Annotated in this window: 27 protein-coding genes and 2 tRNA genes; 18 read left to right on the plus strand and 11 right to left on the minus strand. The window is 68.8% G+C overall.

The genetic code is table 11. The features are described 5' to 3' along the window. Nucleotides 1–11 precede the first annotated feature (11 nt). Entirely contained in the window at nucleotides 12–464 is a 453-nt protein-coding gene (locus ACIPQB_RS20750) for a ferritin-like domain-containing protein (RefSeq protein WP_446487153.1), read from the plus strand. Nucleotides 465–589: 125 nt separating this feature from the next. On the opposite strand, the gene ACIPQB_RS20755 is transcribed toward ACIPQB_RS20750, so the two are convergent. The 3 genes from ACIPQB_RS20755 to ACIPQB_RS20765 form a co-directional block, all read right to left on the minus strand. Further along, nucleotides 590–1,318, minus strand: coding sequence for a DUF6456 domain-containing protein (locus tag ACIPQB_RS20755; protein ID WP_446487154.1), 729 nt, complete (start codon nucleotides 1,316–1,318; stop codon nucleotides 590–592). Further along, on the minus strand, nucleotides 1,315–1,695 hold the full coding sequence (locus ACIPQB_RS20760) for a helix-turn-helix domain-containing protein (RefSeq protein WP_446487155.1): 381 nt from the start codon (nucleotides 1,693–1,695) through the stop codon (nucleotides 1,315–1,317). The genes ACIPQB_RS20755 and ACIPQB_RS20760 overlap by 4 nt, the downstream gene beginning before the upstream one ends. 140 nt (nucleotides 1,696–1,835) lie before the next feature. Further along, complete coding sequence (locus ACIPQB_RS20765) at nucleotides 1,836–2,753, minus strand: sugar kinase (protein ID WP_446487156.1); 918 nt, start codon at nucleotides 2,751–2,753, stop codon at nucleotides 1,836–1,838. 135 nt (nucleotides 2,754–2,888) lie between these two features. Here ACIPQB_RS20765 and ACIPQB_RS20770 point away from each other — a divergent pair, with 135 nt between their 5' ends. Further along, nucleotides 2,889–3,215, plus strand: a complete 327-nt coding sequence (locus ACIPQB_RS20770) for a GIY-YIG nuclease family protein (protein WP_446487157.1) — start codon at nucleotides 2,889–2,891, stop codon at nucleotides 3,213–3,215. A gap of 209 nt (nucleotides 3,216–3,424) precedes the next feature. On the opposite strand, the gene ACIPQB_RS20775 is transcribed toward ACIPQB_RS20770, so the two are convergent. The 6 genes from ACIPQB_RS20775 to ACIPQB_RS20800 all read right to left on the minus strand — a co-directional run bounded on the left by ACIPQB_RS20775 (nucleotide 3,425) and on the right by ACIPQB_RS20800 (nucleotide 6,965). Beyond that, nucleotides 3,425–5,185, minus strand: a complete 1,761-nt coding sequence (locus ACIPQB_RS20775; RefSeq protein WP_446487158.1) for a DUF885 domain-containing protein — start codon at nucleotides 5,183–5,185, stop codon at nucleotides 3,425–3,427. A 74-nt stretch (nucleotides 5,186–5,259) separates the two neighbouring features. Then, on the minus strand, nucleotides 5,260–5,487 hold the full coding sequence (locus tag ACIPQB_RS20780) for a helix-turn-helix transcriptional regulator (RefSeq protein WP_446487196.1): 228 nt from the start codon (nucleotides 5,485–5,487) through the stop codon (nucleotides 5,260–5,262). Next, a complete protein-coding gene (locus ACIPQB_RS20785; RefSeq protein ID WP_446487159.1) occupies nucleotides 5,484–5,888 on the minus strand; it encodes a hypothetical protein in 405 nt (134 codons plus the stop codon). Before ACIPQB_RS20785 ends, ACIPQB_RS20780 begins: the two co-directional genes overlap by 4 nt. 124 nt (nucleotides 5,889–6,012) lie before the next feature. Beyond that, nucleotides 6,013–6,636, minus strand: a complete 624-nt coding sequence (locus tag ACIPQB_RS20790) for a hypothetical protein (RefSeq protein ID WP_446487160.1) — start codon at nucleotides 6,634–6,636, stop codon at nucleotides 6,013–6,015. A 133-nt stretch (nucleotides 6,637–6,769) separates the two neighbouring features. Then, nucleotides 6,770–6,844: transfer RNA gene (locus ACIPQB_RS20795), tRNA-Gly, on the minus strand. Nucleotides 6,845–6,890: 46 nt separating this feature from the next. Then, nucleotides 6,891–6,965: transfer RNA gene (locus tag ACIPQB_RS20800), tRNA-Gly, on the minus strand. Between the two features lie 202 nt (nucleotides 6,966–7,167). On the opposite strand from ACIPQB_RS20800, the gene ACIPQB_RS20805 reads away from it, so the two are divergent. After that, a complete protein-coding gene (locus tag ACIPQB_RS20805; protein WP_446487197.1) occupies nucleotides 7,168–8,028 on the plus strand; it encodes an SDR family oxidoreductase in 861 nt (286 codons plus the stop codon). A gap of 175 nt (nucleotides 8,029–8,203) precedes the next feature. On the opposite strand, the gene ACIPQB_RS20810 is transcribed toward ACIPQB_RS20805, so the two are convergent. Then, nucleotides 8,204–9,079 carry an alpha/beta fold hydrolase gene (locus tag ACIPQB_RS20810; RefSeq protein WP_446487161.1) on the minus strand — a complete coding sequence of 292 codons (876 nt, stop codon included), beginning with the start codon at nucleotides 9,077–9,079 and terminating at the stop codon, nucleotides 8,204–8,206. A gap of 56 nt (nucleotides 9,080–9,135) precedes the next feature. On the opposite strand from ACIPQB_RS20810, the gene ACIPQB_RS20815 reads away from it, so the two are divergent. Beyond that, complete coding sequence (locus tag ACIPQB_RS20815) at nucleotides 9,136–10,302, plus strand: glycosyltransferase family 4 protein (RefSeq protein WP_446487162.1); 1,167 nt, start codon at nucleotides 9,136–9,138, stop codon at nucleotides 10,300–10,302. Beyond that, nucleotides 10,299–11,270 carry a glycosyltransferase family 9 protein gene (locus ACIPQB_RS20820; RefSeq protein WP_446487163.1) on the plus strand — a complete coding sequence of 324 codons (972 nt, stop codon included), beginning with the start codon at nucleotides 10,299–10,301 and terminating at the stop codon, nucleotides 11,268–11,270. Before ACIPQB_RS20815 ends, ACIPQB_RS20820 begins: the two co-directional genes overlap by 4 nt. Here ACIPQB_RS20820 and ACIPQB_RS20825 read toward each other — a convergent pair. Beyond that, nucleotides 11,267–11,866, minus strand: coding sequence for a YitT family protein (locus ACIPQB_RS20825; RefSeq protein ID WP_446487164.1), 600 nt, complete (start codon nucleotides 11,864–11,866; stop codon nucleotides 11,267–11,269). The two genes, ACIPQB_RS20820 and ACIPQB_RS20825, sit on opposite strands and share 4 nt — an antisense overlap. A 274-nt stretch (nucleotides 11,867–12,140) precedes the next feature. Here ACIPQB_RS20825 and infC point away from each other — a divergent pair, with 274 nt between their 5' ends. The 13 genes from infC (at nucleotide 12,141) to ACIPQB_RS20890 (ending at nucleotide 25,020) form a co-directional block, all read left to right on the plus strand. Further along, on the plus strand, nucleotides 12,141–12,662 hold the full coding sequence (gene infC / locus ACIPQB_RS20830) for a translation initiation factor IF-3 (RefSeq protein ID WP_446487165.1): 522 nt from the start codon (nucleotides 12,141–12,143) through the stop codon (nucleotides 12,660–12,662). Between the two features lie 203 nt (nucleotides 12,663–12,865). Continuing rightward, nucleotides 12,866–14,779 (plus strand): alpha/beta hydrolase family protein, encoded by a 1,914-nt coding sequence (locus ACIPQB_RS20835; RefSeq protein ID WP_446487198.1) that lies wholly within the window; start codon nucleotides 12,866–12,868, stop codon nucleotides 14,777–14,779. Between the two features lie 54 nt (nucleotides 14,780–14,833). After that, nucleotides 14,834–16,927 carry an alpha/beta hydrolase family protein gene (locus ACIPQB_RS20840; protein WP_446487166.1) on the plus strand — a complete coding sequence of 698 codons (2,094 nt, stop codon included), beginning with the start codon at nucleotides 14,834–14,836 and terminating at the stop codon, nucleotides 16,925–16,927. Nucleotides 16,928–17,085: 158 nt separating this feature from the next. Further along, entirely contained in the window at nucleotides 17,086–17,286 is a 201-nt protein-coding gene (rpmI, locus tag ACIPQB_RS20845) for a 50S ribosomal protein L35 (protein WP_007672148.1), read from the plus strand. A 13-nt stretch (nucleotides 17,287–17,299) separates the two neighbouring features. Then, nucleotides 17,300–17,659, plus strand: coding sequence for a 50S ribosomal protein L20 (gene rplT, locus ACIPQB_RS20850; protein ID WP_035042428.1), 360 nt, complete (start codon nucleotides 17,300–17,302; stop codon nucleotides 17,657–17,659). 237 nt (nucleotides 17,660–17,896) lie between these two features. Beyond that, nucleotides 17,897–18,970, plus strand: a complete 1,074-nt coding sequence (gene pheS / locus ACIPQB_RS20855) for a phenylalanine--tRNA ligase subunit alpha (RefSeq protein ID WP_446487167.1) — start codon at nucleotides 17,897–17,899, stop codon at nucleotides 18,968–18,970. Further along, on the plus strand, nucleotides 18,970–19,302 hold the full coding sequence (locus ACIPQB_RS20860) for a DHCW motif cupin fold protein (protein WP_446487168.1): 333 nt from the start codon (nucleotides 18,970–18,972) through the stop codon (nucleotides 19,300–19,302). The genes pheS and ACIPQB_RS20860 overlap by 1 nt, the downstream gene beginning before the upstream one ends. Before the next feature lie 2 nt (nucleotides 19,303–19,304). Beyond that, on the plus strand, nucleotides 19,305–21,779 hold the full coding sequence (gene pheT / locus ACIPQB_RS20865; protein ID WP_446487169.1) for a phenylalanine--tRNA ligase subunit beta: 2,475 nt from the start codon (nucleotides 19,305–19,307) through the stop codon (nucleotides 21,777–21,779). 156 nt (nucleotides 21,780–21,935) lie between these two features. Continuing rightward, complete coding sequence (locus ACIPQB_RS20870; RefSeq protein WP_446487170.1) at nucleotides 21,936–22,079, plus strand: hypothetical protein; 144 nt, start codon at nucleotides 21,936–21,938, stop codon at nucleotides 22,077–22,079. A gap of 114 nt (nucleotides 22,080–22,193) precedes the next feature. Continuing rightward, nucleotides 22,194–22,490, plus strand: a complete 297-nt coding sequence (locus tag ACIPQB_RS20875; RefSeq protein WP_446487171.1) for a hypothetical protein — start codon at nucleotides 22,194–22,196, stop codon at nucleotides 22,488–22,490. Beyond that, nucleotides 22,475–22,762: a hypothetical protein gene (locus ACIPQB_RS20880; RefSeq protein ID WP_446487172.1), complete on the plus strand. Its 288-nt coding sequence runs from the start codon at nucleotides 22,475–22,477 to the stop codon at nucleotides 22,760–22,762. Before ACIPQB_RS20875 ends, ACIPQB_RS20880 begins: the two co-directional genes overlap by 16 nt. Before the next feature lie 68 nt (nucleotides 22,763–22,830). Continuing rightward, the gene (gene msrA / locus ACIPQB_RS20885; RefSeq protein ID WP_446487199.1) at nucleotides 22,831–23,427 is read left to right on the plus strand and encodes a peptide-methionine (S)-S-oxide reductase MsrA; all 597 of its coding nucleotides are present in this window, start codon (nucleotides 22,831–22,833) and stop codon (nucleotides 23,425–23,427) included. A gap of 213 nt (nucleotides 23,428–23,640) precedes the next feature. Continuing rightward, complete coding sequence (locus ACIPQB_RS20890; RefSeq protein WP_446487173.1) at nucleotides 23,641–25,020, plus strand: DUF4139 domain-containing protein; 1,380 nt, start codon at nucleotides 23,641–23,643, stop codon at nucleotides 25,018–25,020. Nucleotides 25,021–25,155 lie beyond the last annotated feature (135 nt).

The following is a 25,155-nucleotide window of genomic DNA, read 5'->3' on the forward strand; positions in this document are numbered from 1 at the left end:
GGAGAACCGACATGCCCCACACCAACGAAGAGCATATCAAACTCGTCAACAGCCTGGTCGAAACCACCATCGACAGCGCCGACGGCTATGCCGAGGCCGCCAAGGACGCCAGCGCAGTGCGCTACAAGACCCTGTTCCAGCAGCGCGCCCAGGAACGCCGCTCGATCGCCTCGGAACTGCAGGACGAGGTCCGCCGCCTGGGCGGCGAGCCCAAGGACGACGGCACCATCCTGGCCGCCGCCCACCGCACCTTCGTCAATCTCAAGGACGCCGTGACCAAGGGCGACGAGGCGGTGATCGACGAGGTCGAGTCCGGCGAGGACTTCATCAAGGCCAAGTTCGAAAAGGCCCTGAAGGACACCGACGTCGACACCCGCACCCGGGCGGTGATCGAACGGGCCTGGACCTCGGTGAAGTCCGGCCACGACCAGATGAGCAGCATCAAGCATATGCTCAAACACTGACGCTGAGCCCCTCCCCCTCGCGGGGAGGGGTTGGGGTGGGGGCGTTGGCGCTTGCATCGGCCGATACGGAGCCGACACCCCCCACCCCCTGCCCCCGCCCCGCAAGGGGGCGGGGGTTCCAATGTTCACCCCATCCGGTAGTGCATCGCCAGCCGCTGCAGCGCCAGCTTCAGCACGGTCTTGCCGGCCCGCCGTGGCAGGCCCAGTTCGCGTTCGGCCACCTGCAGCGCCGTCTCGGCCAAGCAAACCCGCTCCAGCATTTCCCGCAAGCCCGGCCCGACCGCCTCCAGGGCGGCGGCGATGCGGTCCTTGGCGGCCCGGGCCCGCAGCGCCGGATCGAGGCGCGGACCGCCGCCGGCCGAGCGCGGCTGGGCGTCCCAGTCCATGGTCAGGCGGCCCACCGAGCCGGCCCGCTGGAAGTCCTCGCGCAGGCGCTCGCCGGCCGCGGCCTCGACCGGTTCCAGGCCGCCGCGCCGGGCCAGCCAGGCCAGGGGCGACTCGCCGAGATTGGCCTTCAGCACCACGTGCTGGCCGCTGCCCTCGATGACCACCCGCTCGCCCTCGATCACCCCGGGACGGCCCGGCGGCGGGGCGGGCGGCGCCGACCGCCGGACGACGGCGCACCAGCCGCCTTCGCGGCGCGGCGCCAGCGCCTCGTCGCGCAGCAGGACCCGGAACGCCGCCTCGTCCACGCTCAGCATGGCCCGCCGGCGCGGTCCGAAGCGGACCACATAGCCCAGGCCCTTGACCTCGATCAGCGCCCCCGGGCGTTGCAGCAGCCGCGCCGCCCGGCCGGCCAGGCGCTCGGCCTCCAGCGCCTGCTCAAAGGCCCGCACGCTCGCCGGTGCGGTCATCGGAACGCCCCCGCCAGCTCCGGAATGGTGTCCGGCGCCTGCTTGACGCAGGCCTCCAGCGCCGCCATCCGCGCGTCGAAGGCCTGGTCCTCGCGCAGGTCCTCAATACGGCTGCAGGCGTGGCCGCAGGTGGTGCGGTCGCGATTGAAGGCGAAGGCCACCCGGATCAGCGGCCAGTTGAAGTTGACATGGGCCAGGTAGATGGCGATCTGCCGGGCCCGGGCCGCCGCCTTGCTGGTGCGTCCGTGCGAGGCGATGGCGTTCGGCGAGACGCCGGTGGCCAGGGCCACGGTGTGGGTGACGAAGGCCGCGGCCAAGCGGTCGCGGCGCGGGTCGGGCGTGATCGCCCAGATATCCTCGAGAGCTTCAGCGATCATGCCGCCCCTCCAGTGTTCGGCGCCCCAGCGGCGCCTCTGACCATCAGCCTAGGCCGATATTCCGGGGGTGAGGATAACTTTCCTATTACGCGCGTCTAGTAGGAATATAAACCTTTGATTGTGTTGAGCCCGACCCCCGTCTATCCCCGCGGCCAAACGGGCATCGAGGCTGTCGGGATGATCGCGCCCTTGCAGGTCACCACGGCCGCGGCCAGCTGGTGGCCGCGGGCCACGGCGGTCTCGACCGGCAGACCGGCCAGGCGCGAGGCCAGATAGGCGGCGTTGAAGCTGTCGCCGGCCCCGGTGGTGTCCAGGGCCTTGACCCGCCCCGGCGGGAGGGTGGCGACCCGGCCCTCAGGCGTGTGGACGTTGACGGCGTGGCTCTCGTCGCGGGCCACCACCTCGGCCCCGGCCGCAGCCCATTGGGCGGCCAGATCCTCGGCCTCGCGGCCGTAGAGCGGCCGGCTGTCCTCGCTGCTCAGCGACACGTAGCGGCAAGAGGGGACCACCCCGTCCAGCGCCTCGCGCGCCGCCTCGGGGTTGGCCCACAACGCCGGGCGGTAGTTGAAGTCGAGGGCCACGGCGACGCCTAGCGAGTGGACATAGGCCAGGATGTCCTTCAGCCGGGCCCGGCCGATGTCGCCGATCACCGCCAGGGTGACGCCCGACAGATAGACCAGGTCGCTGGCCTTGGCCGCGGCGATCAGCTGGTCGGCGGTGTGCTGCGAGAACAGGTCGCGGATCGGGGCCCGCTCGCGCCAGTAGTGGAACTTCCGTTCGCCGGCATCGTCGAGCACGATGGCGTAGAGGCCCGGCAGGCGGTTCTCGACCTCGCGCACCAGGGCGGTGTCCAGCCCCTCGCGCCGCATGGCCGCCAGCGCCCCTTCGCTGAACGGATCGCCCTGGCCGAGGGCGGTGCAATAGGCCACCGCCTCGCCCAGCCGGGCCAGGTAGACGGCGGTGTTGAAGGTGTCCCCCGCATACCCCATCCGGTGTAGCCCCTCGCCCTCCGGCGACAGCTCGACCATGCATTCGCCGAGGACGGTGATGCGCGCCATCTGGTGGGTTCCCCTGTTTGCGGCGGTGATAGGGGGTTTTGGCGGCGGGTTCCAGGCGCGGCCGGCCCTGCGATGGACGGCCAACGCGCAGAAGGCTACAGCTCAACCTGAAGAATTTAATTATGGGAACGCGCGATGGTCGGCCGCGACGCCTGGATCGCCGTCTACATGATGGCCGATCGATATCGCGGAACGATCTACATCGGCGTGACCAGCGAGTTTCATACGCGGATCGTTCAGCATCGTGAAGGCGCGCTCCCCGGCTTCACCAAACGGTATGGCCTCACACGTCTGGTCTGGTACGAGCGCCACGAAGTGATGACCGAGGCCATCCAACGCGAGCGGTCGCTGAAGGAATGGCGACGGCAGTGGAAAATCAATCTCATCGAGCGCGACAATCCTCGATGGGACGATCTCTACGCCGACACGTTCGAGTGGACGCCGGTTCCTCGCCAATTTTGATTGCAACTCTTTGCACCGTCATCCCGGGCCTTGTGCCCGGGACCCCTTTGTCCGCCGCAGGTGCGGAGGGGTGGCGCGCCAGCGCGCCAGAGCGCTTCACCGTCGGCTGAACCAGGGGTCCCGGGCACAAGGCCCGGGATGACGAATGTGGAAATTGGAGGAAGTCTGGCTTCGTGGCTGAGGTAAAACCATCAAAAGCCGCGCCATGCTCACTTATCCCTCTTCCGCGCCGCAATCCACCCATCCACCTTCGCCTCCAGCACCGCCAGCGGCAGCGAGCCGTTCAGCAGCACCACGTCGTGGAAGGCCCGTTCGTCGAACCGGTCGCCCAGGGCCGTCTCGGCCCGCTTGCGCAATTCGAGGATCTTCAGCTCGCCGACCTTGTAGGCCAGGGCCTGGCCCGGCCAGCTGACATAGCGGGCCAGCTCGACCTCGATATTGGTGGCCGACAGGGCGGTGTTGTCGGTGAAGCAGGCGCGGGCCTGGTCCAGGGTCCAGTGCTTCCAGTGGATGCCGGTGTCGGCCACCAGCCGGCAGGCCCGCCACATCTCGTAGGACAGCCGGCCGAACAGCTCGTAGGGGTCGCGATAGAGCCCCATCTCTTCGCCCAGCCATTCGGAATAGAGGCCCCAGCCCTCGCCATAGGCGTTGAAATAGAGCGTCTTGCGGAACTCCGGGACGCCGGTCTGTTCCTGGGCCAGCGAGGTCTGGATGTGGTGGCCGGGGGCGCCCTCGTGCAGCACGAGGGCCGGCAGCTCGTAGAGCGGCCGCTGGTCCAGGGCCGAGGTGTTGATCATCAGCCCGCCGGCCCGGCCGGTTTTGGGATCGCCGCCGAAATAGCGGCCGGTGGTGTAGCCCTGCTCGATGCTGGCCGGCACCGGCCGCACGCCGTAGGTCAGGCGCGGCAGCACGCCGAAATGGGCCGGCAGCTGGTCGTCGGCCCGCTTGGCGATCTCGCTGGCCTTTTCCAGCAGCTGCTGGCGGCTGGTCGCGTAGAAGCGCGGGTCCTTGCGCAGATAGGCGATGAAGGCCGGCAGGTCGCCTTCGAAGCCGGCCTGTTTCATCACCGTCTCCATCCGGGCGCGGATGCGCGCCACCTCCGACAGGCCCAGGGCGTGGATCTCGTCGGGGGTCAGGGTGGTGGTGGTGTGGCGGCGGACCAGGAAGGCGTAGTAGCGGCGGCCGTCCGGCAGGTCGGAGGCGGCCAGGCTGACGGCGGCGTGCGGCAGGTATTCGCTCTGCAGGAAGGTCACGAAGCTGGCCCGGGCCGGGGCGACCTTGTCGGCCAGCACCCGCTCGCCTTCGGCCAGCAGGGCCGCGCGGCGGTCGGCCGGAATGGCGGCGGGCAGGTCGCGCAGCGGAGCCAGCAGCGGTTCGTCGGCCGGCGGCGTGGCGGCGGCGCGGCGGGCCCGGTCGAGCACAGTCTGGGCGGTGGGGACCGCCTGGACGAAGCCGTCGGCCACGCCGCGGCGGGCGTTGGCGATATTGGCCGCGTACCAAGCCGGGGCCTGGGCCAGCAGGGCGATCCACTGGCGGGCCTCGGCCTCGGTCCGCAGGTGCATGCCGTTGGCGCGGTAGAGCAGCAGCACGTCGAAGCCGCCGTCGCTGCTGAACGGCATCCGCGCCTCGTCGAACGACAGGCCCTCCAGCCGCTCGTCGAGGCTCCATCTGAGGATGGCGCAGGTCAGGCGCTGGTCGGGGGTCAGGGCGGCCAGGTCGACGCCGTTCAAGGCCTGACGGGCCGCGGTCAGCTGGGCCTTGCGGCCGGCGTCGGCCTGGGGCCCGACCAGCGGCAGGCGAAAGCGCTCCGCCCCATCGGCCCCGCCCTCGCCGTCGTCCTCGCCGGCCCCGGAGGCCTCGTAGGCCTGCACCGCCTGGGCCAGCCTGGCCGCCGCGCTCGGCGTGGCGGCGGTGGCGGCGCCGCTCAGGGCCATCGCCAGGGCCAAGCCCAGCAGGACGCGTTTGGACATCGAAAGCTCCGCCACGACTACGATGTGGTTAGAGCAGGAATCCAAGCGCGTCCCAACTCGCGGCTCGCCCGACGCTAGGATCGTTCATGGTCCGTCGGGGTTTCGATCAAGAACGGATTGAAGAAGATCTGTTCCACCGGTCGCTCGAACAGCGCCGCCAGGCGATAGGCCAGTGGAAGCGACGGGTCATATTTGTCGGCCTCGATCGCGTTGATCGTCTGACGAGAGGCGTCGACCCGTTCGGCCAGTTCGCCCTGGCTCCAGCCGCGGGCGACGCGCTCGTCGCGCAACCGGTTCTTCACGAGACCTTGGGGCGACGAAACGCCCACCATGCCAGCCAGAACACGACATAGGCCGCCACTTGGGCAAGGACGACCAAGGCTCCACCCTGGAAGATGGCGCCCCTGACGCCCGCCGAGGCCGCGATGCCCAGCAGCCCAATGCCCGCGCCGAAGGATCCGCCCCAGTACCAGGCGGTGAGATGGGCATCCCGCGCCATGTCGTCGAGCCTGCGCCACCAGGGAACGCAGGCGAAAAGCGCCCCGCCGATCAGGAGGGCGAGGAGGACAAGGATGGCGGTCGTCGGAATGTGATCGCGACCTTGGATGATGAGCAGGCCGCTGGCCACGCCCACGGCGATCGCGACGGCAAGGGCGACGCCCCCGGCGACCCAAATTCTCTTTTGACGCTGCCCTATCGGCATTGGCGGCCTCCTCTTGCTGTAAAAGACTTTTGACACATCCCGGAGGACTGTCAAATTCTTTTTACATGAGGAGGCGCCGCGCAGGTCCGCTGACAAGGCGCCCTTCGATGAAGCCGATACGCGCCTAGAACTTCATCTTGCAGCCCTGCCGGGAATGCACCCCGCGCAGGAACCCCCGGCGGGCGTAGCCGGCGTCGAGGGCGGCGTTGAGGCGGCGGTCGGCGGGGGCGGCGCCGGTCAGTTCGCGCACCACGCCGCGGAACGGGATGATGGCGTTGATCACGCTCTTGCCGCCGGCCTCGGCCAGCTTGCCCGCCTTGTTCTCCCGGACCTCGTTGCCGACCTTGTAGTCCGGCCCCAGCACCTCGTTCAGCTTGACGACCTCGGCGGCCAGCTGCTTGCAGGTCTTCAGGCCCCTGAGGCTGTAGGGATCCTCGTGGGCCTCCTGCAGGATCGGCGGGATCTCGCGCTTCATGACGCCGACGTCGCGGGCCGGCTGGGTGCCGATCTCGACCGACTTCTTGCGCGCCTGGGTCCGCCAGTTTTCCGGCTGGGGCTCGGTCTCGGCCGGCTTTTGGTCGGGCGTCTGGGCCTGGGTCGGGCTCGTCGTGGCCTCGCCGGCGGGTTTGCGGGTCGGATATTCCGGCTTGAACTGGGCCTGGGCCGGGATCGCACCCGTCAGGGCCAACACCGCCGCCGCCATCGCCACGCCAACCGCGCGCGCCGGTCCAAGGTCCGTTCTCGTCATGTCTTCAACATCCCGCCGCTTCACTCGCTCCGCGCCAGTGCAAGGCTGATCAGAAACGGCAAGCTGCACAACAGGTTCCACGACGACCCCGAGCCCGCCGGATGCGTCACGCTTCAAATTCTAGGGAGAAAATTGGAGCGGGCGAAGAGATTCGAACTCTCGACCCCAACCTTGGCAAGGTTGTGCTCTACCACTGAGCTACGCCCGCATCCGGGATATTTCGGGTCTCGTTCCATCGCCGGAAGACCGGAGAATGGAGCGGGCGAAGAGATTCGAACTCTCGACCCCAACCTTGGCAAGGTTGTGCTCTACCACTGAGCTACGCCCGCATCGGCGAGGGCTGAAACAGCGTCCCGCGACGAGGAGGCGGCTTATGGCAGAGCGCCTCGCGGTTGGCAAGCGGTCTGACGCGGCTGGCCGGCGAGTCCTTGTGGACAAGGTCGCCGTCCCCGCCCCGCGACCAGCAGCCCCCTTGCGCGAACGGCCGTTTTGTCCGCTCATTCGCCCCTGCATTTCGGGGACTTGAGCGTCTTGCGTCTGTTCGTGTTCGGATTGGGTTATGTCGGCCAGGCCTTGGCCGAGGCCATGATCGCCAGGGGCTGGAGCGTCGCGGCCAGCGCGCGCGGCGCCGAGCGGACCGCGGCGTTCGCCGCCCGGGGGATCGAGGCGGTCGACGCCGACGACAGGGCGGCGATGACGGCGGCCCTGACGGGGGTCAACGCCGTGCTGGTGACCGCCCCGCCGACCGCCGAGGGCTGCCCCGGCCTGGAAGCGGTGATCCCGGCCCTGGCCGCGGCCGAGGCCTTCCCCGACTGGATCGGCTATCTGTCGACCACCGGCGTCTATGGCGACTTCGACGGCCGCTGGGTGTTCGAGAGCTCGCCGCTGAAGGCCCAGTCGGTCGAGGGCGCCCGCCGGGTCGGGGCCGAGCGCGACTGGCGGCAGGTGGGACGCGGCATGGGCCTGACGGTGACCACCTTCCGCCTGCCGGGCATCTACGGCCCCGGCCGCAGCGCCCTGGACCGGCTGCGGGCCGGCGAAGGCCGCCGCATCGTCAAGCCGGGCCAGGTGTTCAGCCGCATCCACCTGGACGACATCGTCGCCGGCCTGCTGGCCTCGCTGGACCGTCCTCGGGCCGGCGGAGTCTACAACCTGTGCGACGACGAGCCGGCCCCGCCGCAGGACGTGATGGAATACGCCGCCCGGCTGCTGGGCGTGGCCGTGCCGCCCGACCTGCCGTTCAACGAACTGGGCCTGTCGCCGGCCACCCGCCGCTTCTACGCCGAGAACAAGCGCGTCTCCAACGCCCTGGCCAAGGCCGAACTGGGCTGGCGGCCGAAGTATCCGACGTATCGCGAGGGGCTGGCGGCGATCCTTAAGGGCGGGGGCTAGGTCACCTTTTACAACCGTCATTCCGGGCCTTGTGCCCGGAACCCCTCTGTCCGCCGCAAGTGCGGAGACGTGGCGCGCTGGCGCGCCATTTCGCTTCACCGTCGGCTGAACCAGGTGTTCCGGGCACAAGGCCCGGAATGACGGTTGAAGGGGTGCGCGAGAAATTAACGCCCTCCTACTCCTCCAGCGCGCTCGCCCACGGCGCCGGCGCCAGCGCCTCCAGATTGGGGGCGCCGCGGAGGCGGGCCGCGCGGGCCAGGCGGCGGGCGACGAGGTCGCCGCCGGCCTCGTCGGTCTGGGCCAGGGCCCGCGCCTCGGCCACCGCTGCGACCAGCCGCTCCAGGTCCTGCGGCCGCGACAAACGGTGGTCGCCGTCCTTGACCAGGGTGAAGACCACGTCCTCGGACTTCAGGGCGTTGGCCAGTTCCAGGGCGTGGGTCCAGGGCACGTCGGGATCGGCGCCGCCCTGCAGGACGCGGACCGGGACGTCGATCGGCACGGGCCCGGGCAGGATCGACCAGCGCGCCCCGTCCTCCAGCAGGGCCCGGGTGATCGGATAGCCGTCCTCGTCATAGTCGGAGGGCCGAACCCAGGCCCCGTCGCGGGCGATCGCCGCCCGGGCCGCCTCGGGCAGCCGCGGCGCCATCAGCTTTTCCGTGAAGTCGGCGGCGGGGGCGATCAGGACCAGGGCCTTGACCCGCTCGGGCCGGGCGATCGCCGCCAGGCAGGCGAGCCAGCCGCCCATCGACGAGCCGACCAGCACCACCGGCCCCTCGGTCAGGTCGTCGATCACCGCCAGCACGTCCTCGCGCCAATGGCTGATCGTGCCGTCGGCGAAATCGCCGTCCGACTCCCCGTGGCCGAAATAGTCGAAGCGCAGATAGCCGCCGCCGGTCGCCTGGGCGTGGTCGGCCAGGACCTGGGCCTTGGTCCCGGCCATGTCCGAATGGAATCCGCCCAGCCATACAACCGTGGGCTGGGTTCCGGGCACGATGCGGTACGCCAACCGCAGATTGTTGATGCGAACCAGGTGCTGATGGGATTCGGTCATGGCGCGGCCTTGTTCATTTCGGTAATTACGACCCTCAAACCTCGTTAGAGCAACGCGTGTCCATCCTTCCCGACGATTTCACCCTCCTGCAGGTGACCCCCGAACTCGAAACCGGCGGGGCCGAGCAGACGACGATCGATGTGGCCCACGCCGTGATCGTCCAGGGGGGCAAGGCCCTGGTCGCCACCAAGGGCGGCCGGATGGCCGCGCGGCTCGAGGCCGACGGCGGCCGCCTGGCCCAGATGCCGGCCCAGTCGAAGAATCCGCTGACCATGCTGGGCAACGCCGCCCGGCTGGTCGACCTGATCCGCCGCGAGAAGGTGTCGCTCGTCCACGCCCGCTCGCGCGCCCCGGCCTTCAGCGCCCTGTGGGCGGCCCACGCCACCGGCACCCCGTTCGTGGCGACCTATCACGGGGTCTACAACGCCAAGTCCAGCCTGAAGCGCTGGTACAATGCGGTGATGACCAGGGGGGCCCTGGTGATCGCCAATTCCGAATATACCCGCGCCCATGTCATCGCCGAGCACGGGATCCCGGAAGACCGGGTGGTGGCCATCCCCCGCGGCGTCGACCTGACGCGGTTCGAGCCTGGCCTAGTCTCGGCCGACCGGATCCGGGCCCTGCGCGAGGCCTGGGGGGTGTCCCCGGAGGACCGCCGGCTGAAGGTGCTGCTGGCCGGCCGCCTGACCCGCTGGAAGGGCCAGGCCCTGGTCATCGAGGCCCTGGCCCGGCTGAAGGCGGTCGACGACCTGCGCATCCTGCTGCTGCTGGTCGGCGACGACCAGGGCCGCAAGGCCTATCGCGCCGAGCTGGAGCACATGGTCGCCCAGGCCGGGCTGGGCGACAGCGTCCGGCTGGTCGGCCATTGCGACGACATGCCGGCCGCCTATCTGATCGCCGACCTGGCCATCGCCCCGTCCCTGGAGCCCGAGGCCTTCGGCCGCACCGCGGTCGAGCCCCAGGTGATGGGCAAGCCGGTGATGGCCGCCGACCACGGCGCGGCGCGCGAGACCGTGATCAACGGCGAGACCGGCTGGCTGGTCGCCCCCGGCGATCCGGAGGCCTGGGCGCAGGCCCTGTCCAACGCCTGCGAAATCGGGGCCGCGCGCCGCCGGGCCATGGGCATCGCCGCCCGGGCGCGGGCCCGCAAACTCTATTCGGTTGACGCGATGGTCGAAGCAACGCTCAAGGTCTACGCACGCATCCTGGAGACGTCGCGTTGAGCAAGGAAATCAAGAAGGTCCTGGTGATCAAGCTGGGCGCCCTCGGCGATTTCGTTCTGGCCCTGGCGGCGATGAAGAAGATCCGCGAAGCCCATCCGCGCGCCAAGATCACCCTGCTGACCACCCCGCCCTTCGAGGCCCTGGCCAAGCTGTCGCCCTATTTCAACAGCGTCGAGACCGACGGCCGGCCCGACGACTTCCGCGACCTGACCGCCATGCTCAGCCGCCTGCGCCAGGCGCGCTACGACCGAGTCTACGACCTGCAGACCAACAGCCGCACCAACTGGTACTTCCAGGCCCTGCGGCCGTTCGCGCCCCAGTGGTCGGGCATCGCCGCCGGTTGCGCCCTGCCCCAGCGCGGCAAGGCCCGCTACCGGATGCACACCCTGGAGCGCCAGGCCGACCAGCTGCGGCAGGCGGGCATCTGGCCCGACGCCCCGACCGCCCCAGGCAGCGCTCCGCCGCCCGACCTGTCGTGGATCCTGCGCCGCCACAAGGAGTCGCGCCCGGTGGCCGGCGCCGTCGCGCCCCGGCCCTACGTGCTGCTGGTGCCCGGCGGCTCGGCCCACCGGCCCGAGAAGCGCTGGCCGGTCGAGAGCTACGCCCAGCTGGCCGCCCTGCTGAAGGCGCGGGGCCTGGACGTGGTGATCATCGGCGGGCCGCAGGAAAGCAGCATGGCCCGCCAGATCCAGAAGGTCGTGGGCCAGGCCCGCGACCTGACCGGCCGCACCGACTTCGCCCAGCTGGCCGTGCTCGGCGCCAAGGCCGCCCTGGCCGTCGGCAACGACACCGGCCCGACCCACCTGCTGGCCGCCGCCGGCGCCCCGACCATCGCCCTGTTCTCCGACGCCTCGAACCCGGACCTGTGCGGCCCGCGCGGCCATGTGGCGGTGATCCGCTCGCCCGACCTTCAGGCCCTGCCGGTCAGCACGGTGGCCAGTGCAGCGATCTCGCTGCTGCCGCACTAATAGCCCTCATACCGCCCCGGCTTGTGGTTGGCGATGATCACCGCGCTCAGCGCCACCGCCGACAGGATCGACAGCAGCAGCCGCTCGCGGGAGATCACCGTGAAGGCCGCGGCCACCACCAGGCAGTCGGCGATCATCTGCACCTTGCCCGCGCTGATCCCCCGCCGTTCCTGCAGGTAGAGGGCCAGCACCCCCACCCCGCCGACGCTCGCCTTGTGCCGGGCCAGGGCCAGGATGCCCATGCCGATGATGGTGCCGCCGAACACCGCGGCGAACACCGGGTCGACGCCGGTGACCTTCAGCCAATGCGGCATGCCCCAGGCCAGGCCCGCCAGCAGCAGGTTGGTGGCCAGGGTCTTGGCCGTGAACATCCAGCCCAGGGTGCGCTGGGCCAGCACGTAGAACGGGATGTTGAGCGCCAGGAACACCACGCCGACCGGCCAGTGGGTCAGGTAGGAGACGATCAGCGCCACCCCGGCCACGCCCCCGGTCACCAGGCCGGCCGCCTTCAGCAGGGTCAGGCCGACGGCGATGAAGCTGCTGCCGATCAGCAGGGCGTGGACGTCTTCGAGCGGGGTATGGCGGGCGGCGGACATGGGGCGTGGACAGCATCGCGATCAGGAAGCCAGGAGGGAACCCGCCCCGAACGTCGCCTCCCCCGTTGCGCGCCCTCGTTGCTCCTGGGCCGCGCCCGGCCTGAAAAGGCGGGCGTCTGTGCGCATGCGCCTTGATAGCGCGTGACTCCTTCGTCATATATCACTTGCGAACGCGGCGTCCTGCTGGACTCCGCGCGAACTCATGACAACGCTACGCTCTGCTTTCGAGCCTAAAGCCCTTTAACAACACCGGAGCCGCCCTATTCGCCGTCCTATGCAAACGCCGCCCGTCAAGGATGGTCCGCGTATCAACGATGACATCCGCGTCCCTCGCGTCCTGCTGATCGACCAGAACGGCGAGAAGCAAGGCGAGATGCCGATCTCCGCCGCCCTCGAAGCGGCCGAGGAAGCAGGCCTGGACCTGGTCGAGATCGTTCCCAACGCGAACCCTCCGGTCTGCAAGATCCTGGACTACGGCAAGTTCAAGTTCCAGGAGCAGAAGAAGAAGAACGAGGCTCGCAAGCGGCAGAAGATCGTCGAGCTCAAGGAAATCAAGCTGCGCCCCAACATCGACATTCACGACTACGACGTGAAGGCCAAGTCGATGCACCGGTTCTTCGAGGAGGGCGACAAGGTCAAGGTGACCCTGCGCTTCCGCGGCCGGGAAATGGCCCACCCGGAACTGGGCATGAAGCTGCTGCTGAAGGTCAAGGCCGACTTCGACGAGATCGCCAAGGTCGAGTACGAGCCGCGCATGGAAGGCCGCCAGATGATCATGATCCTGGCTCCGCGCTAGGTTCTTTTCGCTTCCGACATGCAGAACGCCCCGGCTGACGCCGGGGCGTTTTTCTTTGCCGCCGGGCCTTGATCGCCCCAAAAAAACGCAACCCTACGACGCGAACAAGCTCGACAGACGGCCAAGCTTTGCTAGGTTAAGGCGAGTTTGGGGGACTATGCGTGTTGAAGACCATCTTGGCCGTCGTCACGGCCGGCATCGCCATGGGCGGCGCGATCGGCGCCGAGGCCGCTGCGGCGGAGGCCCCGCCGCTGACCGTCTACGGCCGCCTGCCCAATGTCGACCAGATCGCCATCTCGCCTGATGGTCTGAAACTGGCCATCTCCCTCACCGACGGCGAAAAGCGCGTGGTCGCGATCCGCGAGGCGGCTGAGGGCAGCAAGCTGCTCAGCGCCGTCAACCTCGAGAGCACCAAGCTGCGCGACGTGCGGTGGGCCGGGCCCGAGCACGTGCTGGTCACCAAGTCGAACACCGCCCAGCCCTACGGCCTGACGGGGCCAAAGCGCGAATACTGGATGACCATCGACATCAACCTGACGACCAAGAAGCAGCGCCTGCTGATGGACAACCAGGAAGAGGCGATGAACGTCGTCCTGGCCGTGCCGACCGTGCGGATGCTTGACGGCGTGCCCTACGCCTTTGTCGAGGGCGTGCATTTCGTCGACAACTACGGCGCCGACACCCTCTACAAGATCAATCTGAAGACCGGCCAGACGCGCAGGCTGGACATCGGCGGGTCGGAGGACACCGACGACTGGCTGGTCTCGCCCGACGGCCAGCCCCTGGCCCAATCGCTCTATGACGAGCAGAAGGGCGCCTGGTCGCTGAAGCTCAAGACCGACCACGGCTGGGTCACCGCCGAGAAGACCGAGTCGAAGATGGGCTCGCGCCGCTTGGGCGGCCTTGGCCGCGACGGCCGCTCGGTGCTGGTGTGGATGGACGACGAGGACGACACCGACAAGACGGTGCTGCGCGAATACGCCCTCGACGGCGCCCATGTCGTGATTCCCGAAAGCGCGACGTTCGACAGCCTGATCCACGCCCCCGACGGCTCGGGCCTGGTCGGCGCCAAGAGCCTGCTGGGCGACGAACGCCGCTACACCTTCTTCGACGCCAGGCTGCAGGCCAGCTGGAACGCCGTGGCCAAGGCCTTCCCCGGCGACCAGATCGCCCTGGAGTCCTGGTCGGACGACAAGCGCAAGCTGGTGGTCTGGGTCGATTCCCCGACCGAGGGCCCCGCCTACGCCCTGGTCGATCTCGACACCGGCAACGCCCGCTACCTGGCCAACGTCTATGCCGACCTGACCGAAAACGGCGTCTCCGAGGTCCGGCCGATCAAGTACAAGGCCGCCGACGGCCTGGAGATCACCGGCTACCTGACCCTGCCCAAGGGCAAGGATCCCAAGAACCTGCCGCTGGTGGTGCTGCCGCACGGCGGTCCCGAGGGCCGCGACACCCTGGGCTTCGACTGGTGGAGCCAGGCCCTGGCCTCGCGCGGCTATGCGGTGCTGCGGCCCAATTTCCGCGGCTCGGAGGGCTTCGGCTGGAAGTTCGTCCAGGCCGGCTTCGGCCAGTGGGGCAAGGCCATGCAGACCGACCTGTCAGACGGCGTGCGCCACCTGGCCAAGCAGGGGACGATCGATCCCAAGCGGGTCTGCATCGTCGGCGCCAGCTATGGCGGTTACGCCGCCCTGGCCGGGGCGACGATGGACCGCGGCGTCTATCGCTGCGCCGCCTCGGTGGCCGGCCCCGCCGACCTCAAGCGCATGCTGATCGACAGCAACGACAGCCTCAACTCCAGCAACAATTCGACCCTGCGCTACTGGCTGCGGTTCATGGGCGCCGACCGGGTCCGGGACCCCGACCTGGCCGCCATCTCGCCGGCCAAGATGGCCGACAAGGTCGACATCCCCCTGCTGCTGATCCACGGCAAGGACGACACCGTGGTGCCCTATGTGCAGAGCACGATCATGGCCGACGCCATGAAGAAGGCCGGCAAGCCGGTCGAACTGGTCACCCTCGACGGCGAAGACCACTGGCTGTCGCGCGGCGCCACCCGGCTGCAGATGCTGACCTCGGTGGTGGGCTTCCTGGAGAAGAACAACCCGCCTCAATAGGCCCTTGGGGTGATCGGAGGGCGCAACATTCGCTCGAACCTTCCCTCGAAGTCCATGGCCTTCGCGCTGCAAATGCCGTCGCGATCGTCCTCTCCCAGACGACCGAACACCGGGCAGAGCGCTCGCTCAGGGCTCGACAGCTTTACTATATGTGCGCTACCCCTAGGCTGTAGAGTTGGGGGATTTTGCATGTTGAAGTTGTTGGTCGGCGCCGCCATGGCGGCGCTGGTGGGACTGACCGCGCCGACGGTCGCGATGGCGGCCGCGCCGCTGGAGGCCTATGGCGGCCTTCCGTCCATCGAAAGTGTGGTGATCTCTCCCGACGGCTCGGCGTTGGCTCTGATCGTCACAGTCGACGACGAACGGCGGATCATCGTCAAATCCTTGAACGGCCCCGTGCTGGCCTCGGCGGTTGTGGGCCACCGCAAGGTCCGCAATGTCCAATGGGCCGGTGCCGACCATGTCGTGGTCGAGGCGTCGATCACGACCTCGATCGAGGACACGACCTATGTCGGCGAACATTGGCAAGCCGTCGCCCTGAACGTCCGGACGGGGGGCTACAAGCAGCTTCCGGATCAGGCGCTCGACACTCTCCTCAATGTCGTCCAGGGCCGCCTCCAGCCGGGCGCGGACGGCAAGAAGGCGGTCGTCTATACGCCGCTCTACGTCACGGTGGCCGGCAACATGCAGAGCAAGAGCGGCCATCTGGATCTTTACAAGATCGATCTCGACACCGGCTTGGCCAACCGAGTGCAGATGGGCGACAACCAGACCGCGGACTATCTCGTCAAGCCGAACGGCGCCGTGCTGGCCAAGGCGAGCTACGAGAACAACGAACGAACCAACGACGCGACCTGGACCCTCTCGCTGCGTCGCGGGTCGTCTTGGCAGGATGTCGAGAGAACCACCGACGCGCGCAACACGCCCAGCCTCTGGGGGATGTCGCCCGACGGCCAGGCGGTGATCATCGACACCTGGGACAAGCAGAACGAACTATGGCGCCCGACCTCCGTCACCCTTTCGGACGGCAAGGTCGGCGACTATATCGGCCCGCCCCGCAAGCAGGACCCACTGATTGATGAGGACGGCGTCGTCCTCGGCTTCACCTATCGCAATGCCGGGTTCGACGAATATGATTTCGTGGAACCTCGTCTGAAGGCGCTGTGGCCAGCGTACCGCAACGCCTTCAAGGGCCAGCAGGTCTCGCTCGAATCCTGGACGCCCGACTTCACGAAGCTGATTCTCTTCGTGACCAGCAGCAACTCCGCTGGAATCTACTATATCGCCGACACCAAGACCAAGCGCGTCGATCCGATCGGTTCGCCCTATCCCAAGATCGCGCCGGCCGATGTCGCCAACGTCAAAGTAATCCAATACCCGGCCGCCGATGGCCTGCCGATCCAGGCCATCCTCACAACGCCCAAGGGCCGGGCTGAAGCGAACCTGCCGCTGGTGGTGCTGCCGCACGGCGGCCCGCAAGGCCAAGACGATGTCACCTTCGACTGGTGGGCCCAGGCCGTGGCCTCGCGCGGCTATGCAGTGCTGCAACCGAACTTCCGCGGCTCCACCAACGTCGATCACGCCTTCATGGAAGCCGGCAACGGCGAATGGGGCGGCAAGATGCAAACCGACCTTTCCGACGGCGTCGCCTTCCTCGCCAAGGGCGGCGTGATCGATCCCAAGCGCGTCTGCATCTTCGGTGGAAGCTACGGGGGTTACGCCGCCCTGGCCGGCGTGGCCCTTCAGAAGGGCGTCTATCGTTGCGCGGTCTCTCTCGCCGGCCCCAGCGATCTGGCCGGGCGGCTGCATGACGAGATTCTCAAATACGGCGACAAAAGCGATCTCATCCGCTACCGCAAACGGGTTTACGGCGTGCAGAGCGCCAGCGATCCCAAGCTGAAGGCTATCTCGCCGGCCCTCCACGCCCAGGAGGTCGAGGCTCCCGTGTTGCTGATCCACGGCAAGGACGACACCGTGGTGCCCTTCAGCGAAAGCCAGAAGATGGCCTCGGCTCTCAAGGACGCCGGCAAGCCCTATGAATTCGTTACCCTGAGCGCCGAGGACCACTGGCTTTCCAACGGCGCGACGCGCAAGCAGATGCTGACGGCCGCCATGGCCTTCATCGAAAAATACAACCCGCCGAACTAGCGCATTCGAACAGACCCGGAGGGACGGAGACGGCGCTTGCCTTCTGCGCCCCTTTCCCGTACTAACCCCGCCTTTCCGGAACCGCCTGGCTAATGGCATGCCATGGCGGTTCGTCATGCTTCTCTAGAGGACGGGGCCGTTAAACGCTCCGACGCGAAATGCCTAAGTTGAAGACCAAGTCGGGCGCCAAGAAGCGCTTCAAGATCACGGCCACGGGCCTGCTGAAAGCCGGCGTCGCCGGCAAGCGTCACCGTCTGATCGGCCACAACGGCAAGTACATCCGCCAGAACCGCGGCACGAAGGTCATGAGCGAATCCGACGCCAAGACCATCCGTTCGTACCTGCCCTACGGCCTTTAAGGAGCGCTGACACATGGCTCGCGTCAAACGGGGCGTCACCGCCCACGCCAAGCACAAGAAGGTTCTTGAACAGGCCAAGGGCTTCTACGGCCGCCGCAAGAACACCATCCGCACCGCCAAGGCCGCCGTCGACAAGGCCGGCCAATACGCGTACCGCGACCGCAAGGTGCGCAAGCGCGCCTTCCGCTCGCTGTGGATCCAACGCATCAACGCCGGCGCTCGCACCGAGGGTTTCACCTACTCGCAATTTATCCACGGCCTGGACGTGGCGGGCATCGTGATCGACCGCAAGGTCCTCTCGGACATCGCGGGTCAAGACCCGGTCGCGTTCAAGGCCATCGCCGACAAGGTCCGCACCGCCCTGGCCGCCTAAGGTCTTTTTCGGGTCCGTCCCGATTGCGATCTGAAGAGCCCTCCGGTGCGAGCCGGGGGGCTTTTTGCTGCTTTCTGCTCCGCTCATCCCCGCGAAGGTGGGGACCCAAGCCGAGAAAACCGTCGCTCGCCTTCGCGCCGTCGAAGCAGCTTGGGTCCCCGCCTTCGCGGGGATGAGCGGTTTGGGGGCAGTCGCCAGTTCCAACGATCACCGAAACCGCCTAGACGGAACCCCGTCATGACCGATCTCACCTCCCTCGAAGCCGACGTGCTGGCGCAAGTCGCCGCCGCCGGCGATCTCGCCGCCCTCGACGCCGTGCGCGTGTCGGCCCTGGGCAAGACCGGCTCGATCTCGGGCCTGCTCAAGACCCTGGGCGCGATGAGCCCCGACGAGCGCAAGGAACGCGGCGCTGCGATCAACCTCCTGCGCGACCGCGTGCAGGCCGCCATCGCCGACCGCAAGGCGGCGCTGGAGACCGCCGCCCTCGACGCCCGCCTGGCCAGCGAGACCCTGGACCTGACCCTGCCGCCCCCCTACCGGCGCAAGGGCGGCGTCCACCCGACCATGCAGGTCATGGACGAGATGATCGCTATCTTCGCCGAGATGGGCTTCGCCGTGGCCGAGGGCCCCGACATCGAGGACGACTTCCACAACTTCACGGCCCTGAACTTCCCCGAGAAGCACCCGGCCCGCGAGATGCACGACACCTTCTTCTTCAATCCCAAGGAAGACGGCGAGCGCATGCTGCTGCGCACCCACACCAGCCCCGTGCAGGTGCGAACCATGGTGTCGCAGAAGCCGCCGATCCGCATCATCGCCCCGGGCCGCACCTATCGCTGCGACAGCGACGCCACCCACACGCCGATGTTCCACCAGGTCGAGGGTCTGGTGATCGACAAGGGCGTCCACATGGGCCACCTGAAGTGGACGCTGGAGACCTTCATCGCCCGGTTCTTCGAGACCGACGCGGTGACCACCCAGTTCCGCCCGCACCACTTCCCGTTCACCGAGCCCTCGGCCGAGATGGACGTTCAGTGCGACCGCTCCGGCGGCGAGATCAAGATCGGCCAGGGGACGAGCTGGCTGGAGATCCTCGGCTGCGGCATGGTCCACCCCAACGTCCTGCGGGCCTGCGGCATCGATCCGGACGAATATCAGGGCTTCGCCTTCGGCATGGGCGTCGACCGGCTGGGCATGCTGAAATACGGCATGCCCGACCTGCGCGACATGTTCTCGAGCGACGGCCGCTGGCTGGCCCATTACGGCTTCTCGGCCTTCGCCGCGCCGAACCCGGCCAGCGGGCTCAGCTGATGCAACTGCCCGCCAGCCCGTTCACGGCCGTCGACTGGTCGCAGGTCGAGCCCATCGTCCATCCGGGCGAGCAGGGCGAGGCCACCTGGCGCACGCTCCAGGTCGGCGACATGCGCCTGCGCCGCGTCGACTATTCGCCCGGCTACCTGGCCGATCACTGGTGCGACCGCGGCCACGTGATCCTGGTGCTGGAGGGCGAGCTGGTCAGCGAGCTGAAGGACGGCCGCACCACCACCCTGACCGCCGGCATGAGCTATCACGTCTCCGACTTCGGCGACCCCGCCCACCGCTCGTCGACCTTGGTCGGCGCCAAGCTTTTCATCGTAGACTGACCATGAAATTCACCCTCTCCTGGCTCAAGGATCACCTCGACACCGAGGCCTCCGCCACGCAAGTCGTCGCCGCCATGACCATGGCCGGCCTCGAGGTCGAGCATGTCGTCGATCCGGCCGCCAAGCTGGCCGCCTTCACGGTCGCCAAGGTCGTCGAGGCCGTGCAGCACCCGAACGCCGACCGCCTGCGGGTCTGCCAGGTCGACACCGTCGACGGCCGCAAGGAGATCGTCTGCGGCGCGCCCAACGCCCGCCCGGGCCTGACCACCGTCTACGCCCCGATCGGCGCCTATGTGCCGGGCCTGGGGGTCACCCTGGTCGAGAAGCCGGTGCGCGGCGTGATCTCCAACGGCATGCTGTGCTCGGGTTCCGAGCTGGAGGCCGACGACGGTTCGGAAGGCATCCTGGAGCTGCCGGACGATCTGGCGGTCGGGACCCCGGCTTCCCAGGCCCTGGGCCTGGAAGCCGTGATCGACTTCGAGGTCACTCCCAACCGCCCCGACTGGCTGGGCGTAGCCGGCATCGCCCGCGACCTGGCCGCGGCCGGGGTCGGGACGCTGAAGGACCTGTCGGTCGAACCGGTGCCGGGGACCTTCCCCTGCCCGATCGCCGTCAAGGTCGACGGCGACGCCTGCCCGGTGTTCGCCGGCCGGCTGATCAAGGGCGTGCGCAACGGTCCGTCGCCGAAATGGCTGCAGGACCGGCTCAAGGCCATCGGCCTGCGCCCGATCAACGCCCTGGTCGACGTCACCAACCTGATCTCCTACGACCGCGCCCGACCGCTGCACGTCTATGACGCCGCCAAGCTGGTCGGCTCGGTGATCGAGGCGCGCCTGGGCCACGGCAAGGCCGAGGTCACCCCCGGCGACCAGCCCTCGCCCGCCGAGCACCATGACGAGCAGCTGATCGCCCTGGACGGCAAGACCTACGACATCACTCCGGAGATGAGCGTGATCTCCGACGCCGGCGGCAATCGGCCGATCGGCCTGGGCGGGGTGATGGGCGGCGAGAGCACCGGCTGTTCGGAGGCCACGGTCGACGTCTTCGTCGAAAGCGCCTGGTTCGACCCGATCCGCACGGCCCAGACCGGCCGCGTCACCGGCATCAACAGCGACGCCCAGTACCGCTTCGCCCGCACCGTCGACACCGGCTCGCTGGTCCCCGGCCTGGAGCTGGCGACCCGGCTGATCCTGGAGCTGTGCGGCGGCGAGCCGTCGGACATCGTGGTCGCCGGCCAGGCCCCGGCCGCGCCCGGCCCGATCCTGTTCGACCCGGCCTATGTGCGCCAGCTGTCGGGCCTGGACATCGAACCCGAGCGCAGCCTGACGATCCTGGCCGACCTGGGCTTTGCGATCGGCCCGCCGACCGACGTCTCCACCACCGAATTCACCACCCACGCCGGGAGCCTGGTCTGCGTCACCCCGCCGACCTTCCGCCGCGACGTGCAGGGCAAGGCCGATCTGGTCGAGGAAGTGGCCCGCATCGCCGGCTACGCCGCCCTGCCCTCCACGCCCCTGCCGGAGACGGCGCGGGCGGTCGGCGGCGTGCTGACCCCGCGCCAGGCCCGGGCCCGCGTCGCCCGCCGGGCCCTGGCGGCCGCCGGCTACAGCGAGGCGGTGACCTGGAGCTTCACCAGCCAGAAGACCGCGGCCCTGTTCGGCGGCGGCGCGGCGGACCTGGTGCTGGCCAATCCGATCGCCTCGGAACTGGACTGCATGCGGCCGTCGATCCTGCCCAACCTGATCGAGGCGGCCGGCCGCAACGCCCGCCAGGGCTTCCCCGACGCCGCCCTGTTCGAGGTCGGGCCGGTGTTCTTCGGCGATCGTCCGCAGGACCAGAAGACCGCCGTCGCCGCCATCCTGGCCCCCCGCGCCCCGCGCGGCTGGGACAAGGCCCCGGTCGAGGACGTGTTCACGGTCAAGGCCGACCTGCTGGCCCTGCTCGAAGAGCTGGGAGCGCCGGTCGCCTCGCTGCAGACCGCCCAGGGCGCGGCCTCGGCCTGGTGGCACCCGGGCCGCTCGGCGCGGCTGCAGCTGGGCCCCAAGGCGGTGCTGGCCGAGTTCGGCGAGCTGCATCCGGCCGTCCTCAAGGCCCTGGACGTGGCCGGCCCGGTCTATGGCTTCGAGATCACCCTGGAGGCGATCCCCGAGCCGAAGAAGAAGGCGATCAAGACCAAGCCGGCCTTCAGCCCCTCGCCGCTGATGCCCCTGACCCGCGACTTCGCCTTCGTCGCCGACCAGGCCAAGCCAGCCGGCGACCTGGTCAAGGCCGCGGCCGGGGCCGACAAGGCCCTGATCACCGCGGCCCGGGTGTTCGACGTCTATCAGGGCCCCGGCGTGCCGGACGGCGCCAAGTCGGTCGCCCTGGAGGTGGTCGTGCAGCCGCGCGACCACACCCTGACCGAGGCCGAGATCGAGGCCCTGTCGGCCAAGGTGGTGGCGGCGGTGGAAAAGGCCGGCGGCAAGCTGCGGGGCTGATCCTTCGACCCCCGCCCAGAAATTAACCACCTGCTGAACGCTTCGCGTTCACCCCCATCCCCAACCCTTCCCCCATAGAGGGGGAAGGGGGCAGGCCTTGCCATTGGCCCCCGCCCACGCTACCTGTTGATTTGCACACGGAGTCATCCCGCCCAAATGCCGTCGCATCTGGCCCTGACCGTTCTGACCGCCACCGGCCTCACCGCCGGCCTGGCGATCGCGTGCGCGCGCGCCATTATGATGCAGGCCAAGATTAAAACCGTTCGCATTCGGACGGGGCAGCACAGGCGCGCGGACTAGACCCGCAAAAACGCCGAAGATCGCAAGATCCGCAAAAGCCCCGCTTCCGAAAGGAGCGGGGTTTTTGCTGTGCGGTCATCGGTCCTTCCCTTCCAACCCAAGGACCTTGAACCCATGAGCTACCTGCCTTCCCCACCCGCCTTCAATTCCGACGCCGAGGGCGTCACCGTCCACCAGCTGCTGCTGGCGGCGCTGGACGCCCCCTCGGCGCTGGACGCCGTTCGCCAGGGCCTGGCCGACAGCGGCGCGGAGCTGTGCGGCCTGTCGATGAAGCCGGTCGGCCAGATCGTCGAGGGCAGCCTGCGGGTGCGCCATCTCAGCGACCAGGCCGCCCGCCTGCTGGCCCGCGACCTGGCCGCCTGGCCGGGCGTCACCTCGGCCAGCGTCGAGCATCAGTGGGTGCGGCCGTGAGCGAGGACCTCAAACCGCCCAAAGACGCGGAAGACGACAAACTGCGGCTGTTCCTGGTGATCGCCGACGACACGCCCGACGCCCTGATGCGGGTGCTGGGCGTGGCCAGCGTCCAGCAGACCCGGCTGCGCTCGCTGACCGCCCGGCCGGACGGGGCGGGCCTTTCCATCCGCATGGAGATCGACGACCAGGGCGACGAGCGGGCCCAGTTCCTGGCCGCCCGCCTGGCGGCGGCCCCGTCGGTGCGCAGCGTCGGGTTCGGCTGGCGATAGGGTGTAACCTTTCCCCGGCGCCGTCCGTATCCAGGAGTACGCCCCACGGCGCCCAGGAGTTTCCGATGATCCGCCGCCTGCTCGTCCTGCTCGCCAGTTTCGCCGCCATCGTGCTGCCCGCCGACGTGCTCGCGGCCGGCAAGCCCGCCCCGCCCCAGACCGCGGTGTTCGCCGGCGGTTGCTTCTGGTGCATGGAGAACGACATGCGCGGCATCCCCGGGGTGCTGAAGGTCGAGTCCGGCTACACCGGCGGCCATGTCGACCACCCCGGCTATCGCGACGTGACCAGCGAGACCAGCGGCCATTACGAGTCGGTGCGCGTCACCTACGACCCGGCCCGGCTAGACTACGGCTTCCTGCTCTACAAATACTGGAAGCTGGTCGATCCCACCGACGACGGCGGCCAGTTCTGCGACCGCGGGCCGTCCTACCGCCCGGCGGTGTTCGTCACCCCGGACCAGCGCCCGATCGCCGAAAAGTCCCGCGCCGAGGCCGCCAAGCGCCTGAAGACCGGGACCATGAAAGCCCAGATCCTGCCCTTGCAGACCTTCTGGCCGGCCGAGTCCTACCACCGCGACTACGCCAAGAACCACGCCCTCGAATACCACGCCTACCGCACCGGCTGCGGCCGCGACCTGCGGCTGAAGCAGGTGTGGGGCGGGTAGGGCGCGAGTTCCTGACACCGCTCATCCCGGCGAATGCCGGGACCCAGATCCAAAAGCTTTGAGACCGATTGAAAGAGCTCCGAGCCTTAGGAACCCACTTCACCGCTATGCCATCTGGGTCCCGGCATTCGCCGGGATGAGCGGAGGGTTTGGCCACTCGACTTCCGCGCGATCACATGAAACCTTGAGCGCAACCTCGGGAGGCGCTCTTACATGTTCCGTCACGCTCTGCTGGCCGCGGCCGCCCTCGTCGTCGCCGGCCCCGCCTACGCCCAGACCGCGCCCAGGCTGTCGGTGACCATCTACAACGACAACCTGGCCCTGGTGCAGGACCAGCGCGACCTGACCCTGGCCGGCGGCCGCCAGAAGCTGGAGTTCAAGGACGTCTCGGCCGCCATCCGTCCCGAAACCGTCAGCCTGTCGGCCCCGGGCGTTTCGGTGGTCGAGCAGAACTTCGACTATGACCTGCTGACCCCCGACAAGCTGATGGAAAAGGCGGTCGGCCAGCAGGTCAAGATCGTCCGCACCAATCCCGGCGACGGCAAGGAGACCACAGAGACCGCCACGGTCCTGGCCGCCAACGAGGGCGTGGTGCTGAAGATCGGCGACCGCATCGAGGTGCTGCGCGACGACGGCGTGCCCACCCGGGTGATCTTCGACAAGGTGCCCGAGACCCTGCGCGCCCGCCCGACCCTGTCGGTGACGGTCGAGGCCGACAAGGCCGGGCCGGTCCCGGCCACCCTCAGCTACCTGACCACCGGCCTGTCGTGGAAGGCCGACTATGTCGCCCTGTTCGACGAGGCAAAGGGGGCGCTGGACCTGCAGGGCTGGATCACCCTGGGCAACCAGTCGGGCACCGCCTTCACCGACGCCGAGACCCAGCTGGTGGCCGGCCAGGTCAACACCCTGGCCAACAGCAACAACGGCTACCGCCCGCGGTCCCGGCCGCAGGCGACCCAGGCGGCCGGGACCGAGAGCGGGACCGGCGAGCGCATCGCCGACTATTACCTCTACCCCCTGCCCCACCGCACCACGATCGCCGCCAACCAGAACAAGCAGGTCGGCTTCCTCAGCGCCCAGGGCGTGGCGGCCAAGAAGGTCTACGAGGTCCGCGAAGCCTGGTTCGCCAGCCAGGAAAATCCGGAAGCGGCCGCGGTCGCCATCCAGTTCAGCAACGCCAGGCTGGCGGGCCTGGGCAACCAGCTGCCGGCCGGGGTGATGCGGGTCTATATGCGCGACCAGGCCGGCGATCCCAAGTTCGTCGGCGAGAACGCCATCGACCACACCCCGGCCGGCTCGGAGCTGTCGATCAAGACCGGCGACGCCTTCGACGTCACCAGCCAGGCCACCCTGGTCAGCGACGAGAAGGTCTCGCGGACCCGTTCGCGCTACACGATGAAATACCTGGTCCGCAACGCCCGACCCCAGCCGGTGACGGTCGAGCTGCGCCAGGGCGGTCTGTGGCGCGACGGCGAGGTCAAGGCCGAGAGCCTCAAGAGCCGCCGCATCGACGCCCGCACCCTGGGCTGGAGCGTGCCGGTGCCCGCCAATGGCGAGACGACGCTGACCTTCACGGTCGAGACGGGCTGGTGAGGAGTTTCTCCTTCTCCTCCCCCGAGAAACGGGGGAGGTGGCCGCGAAGCGGACGGAGGGGGCGTCCGGCCGCCGCGCCGGCCCCGCCCGCCCCCAGCCGATAAAGAACCCGCCCCCCACCCCCCGAGACAGGGG

This window comes from Caulobacter sp. LARHSG274 (assembly GCF_052871235.1).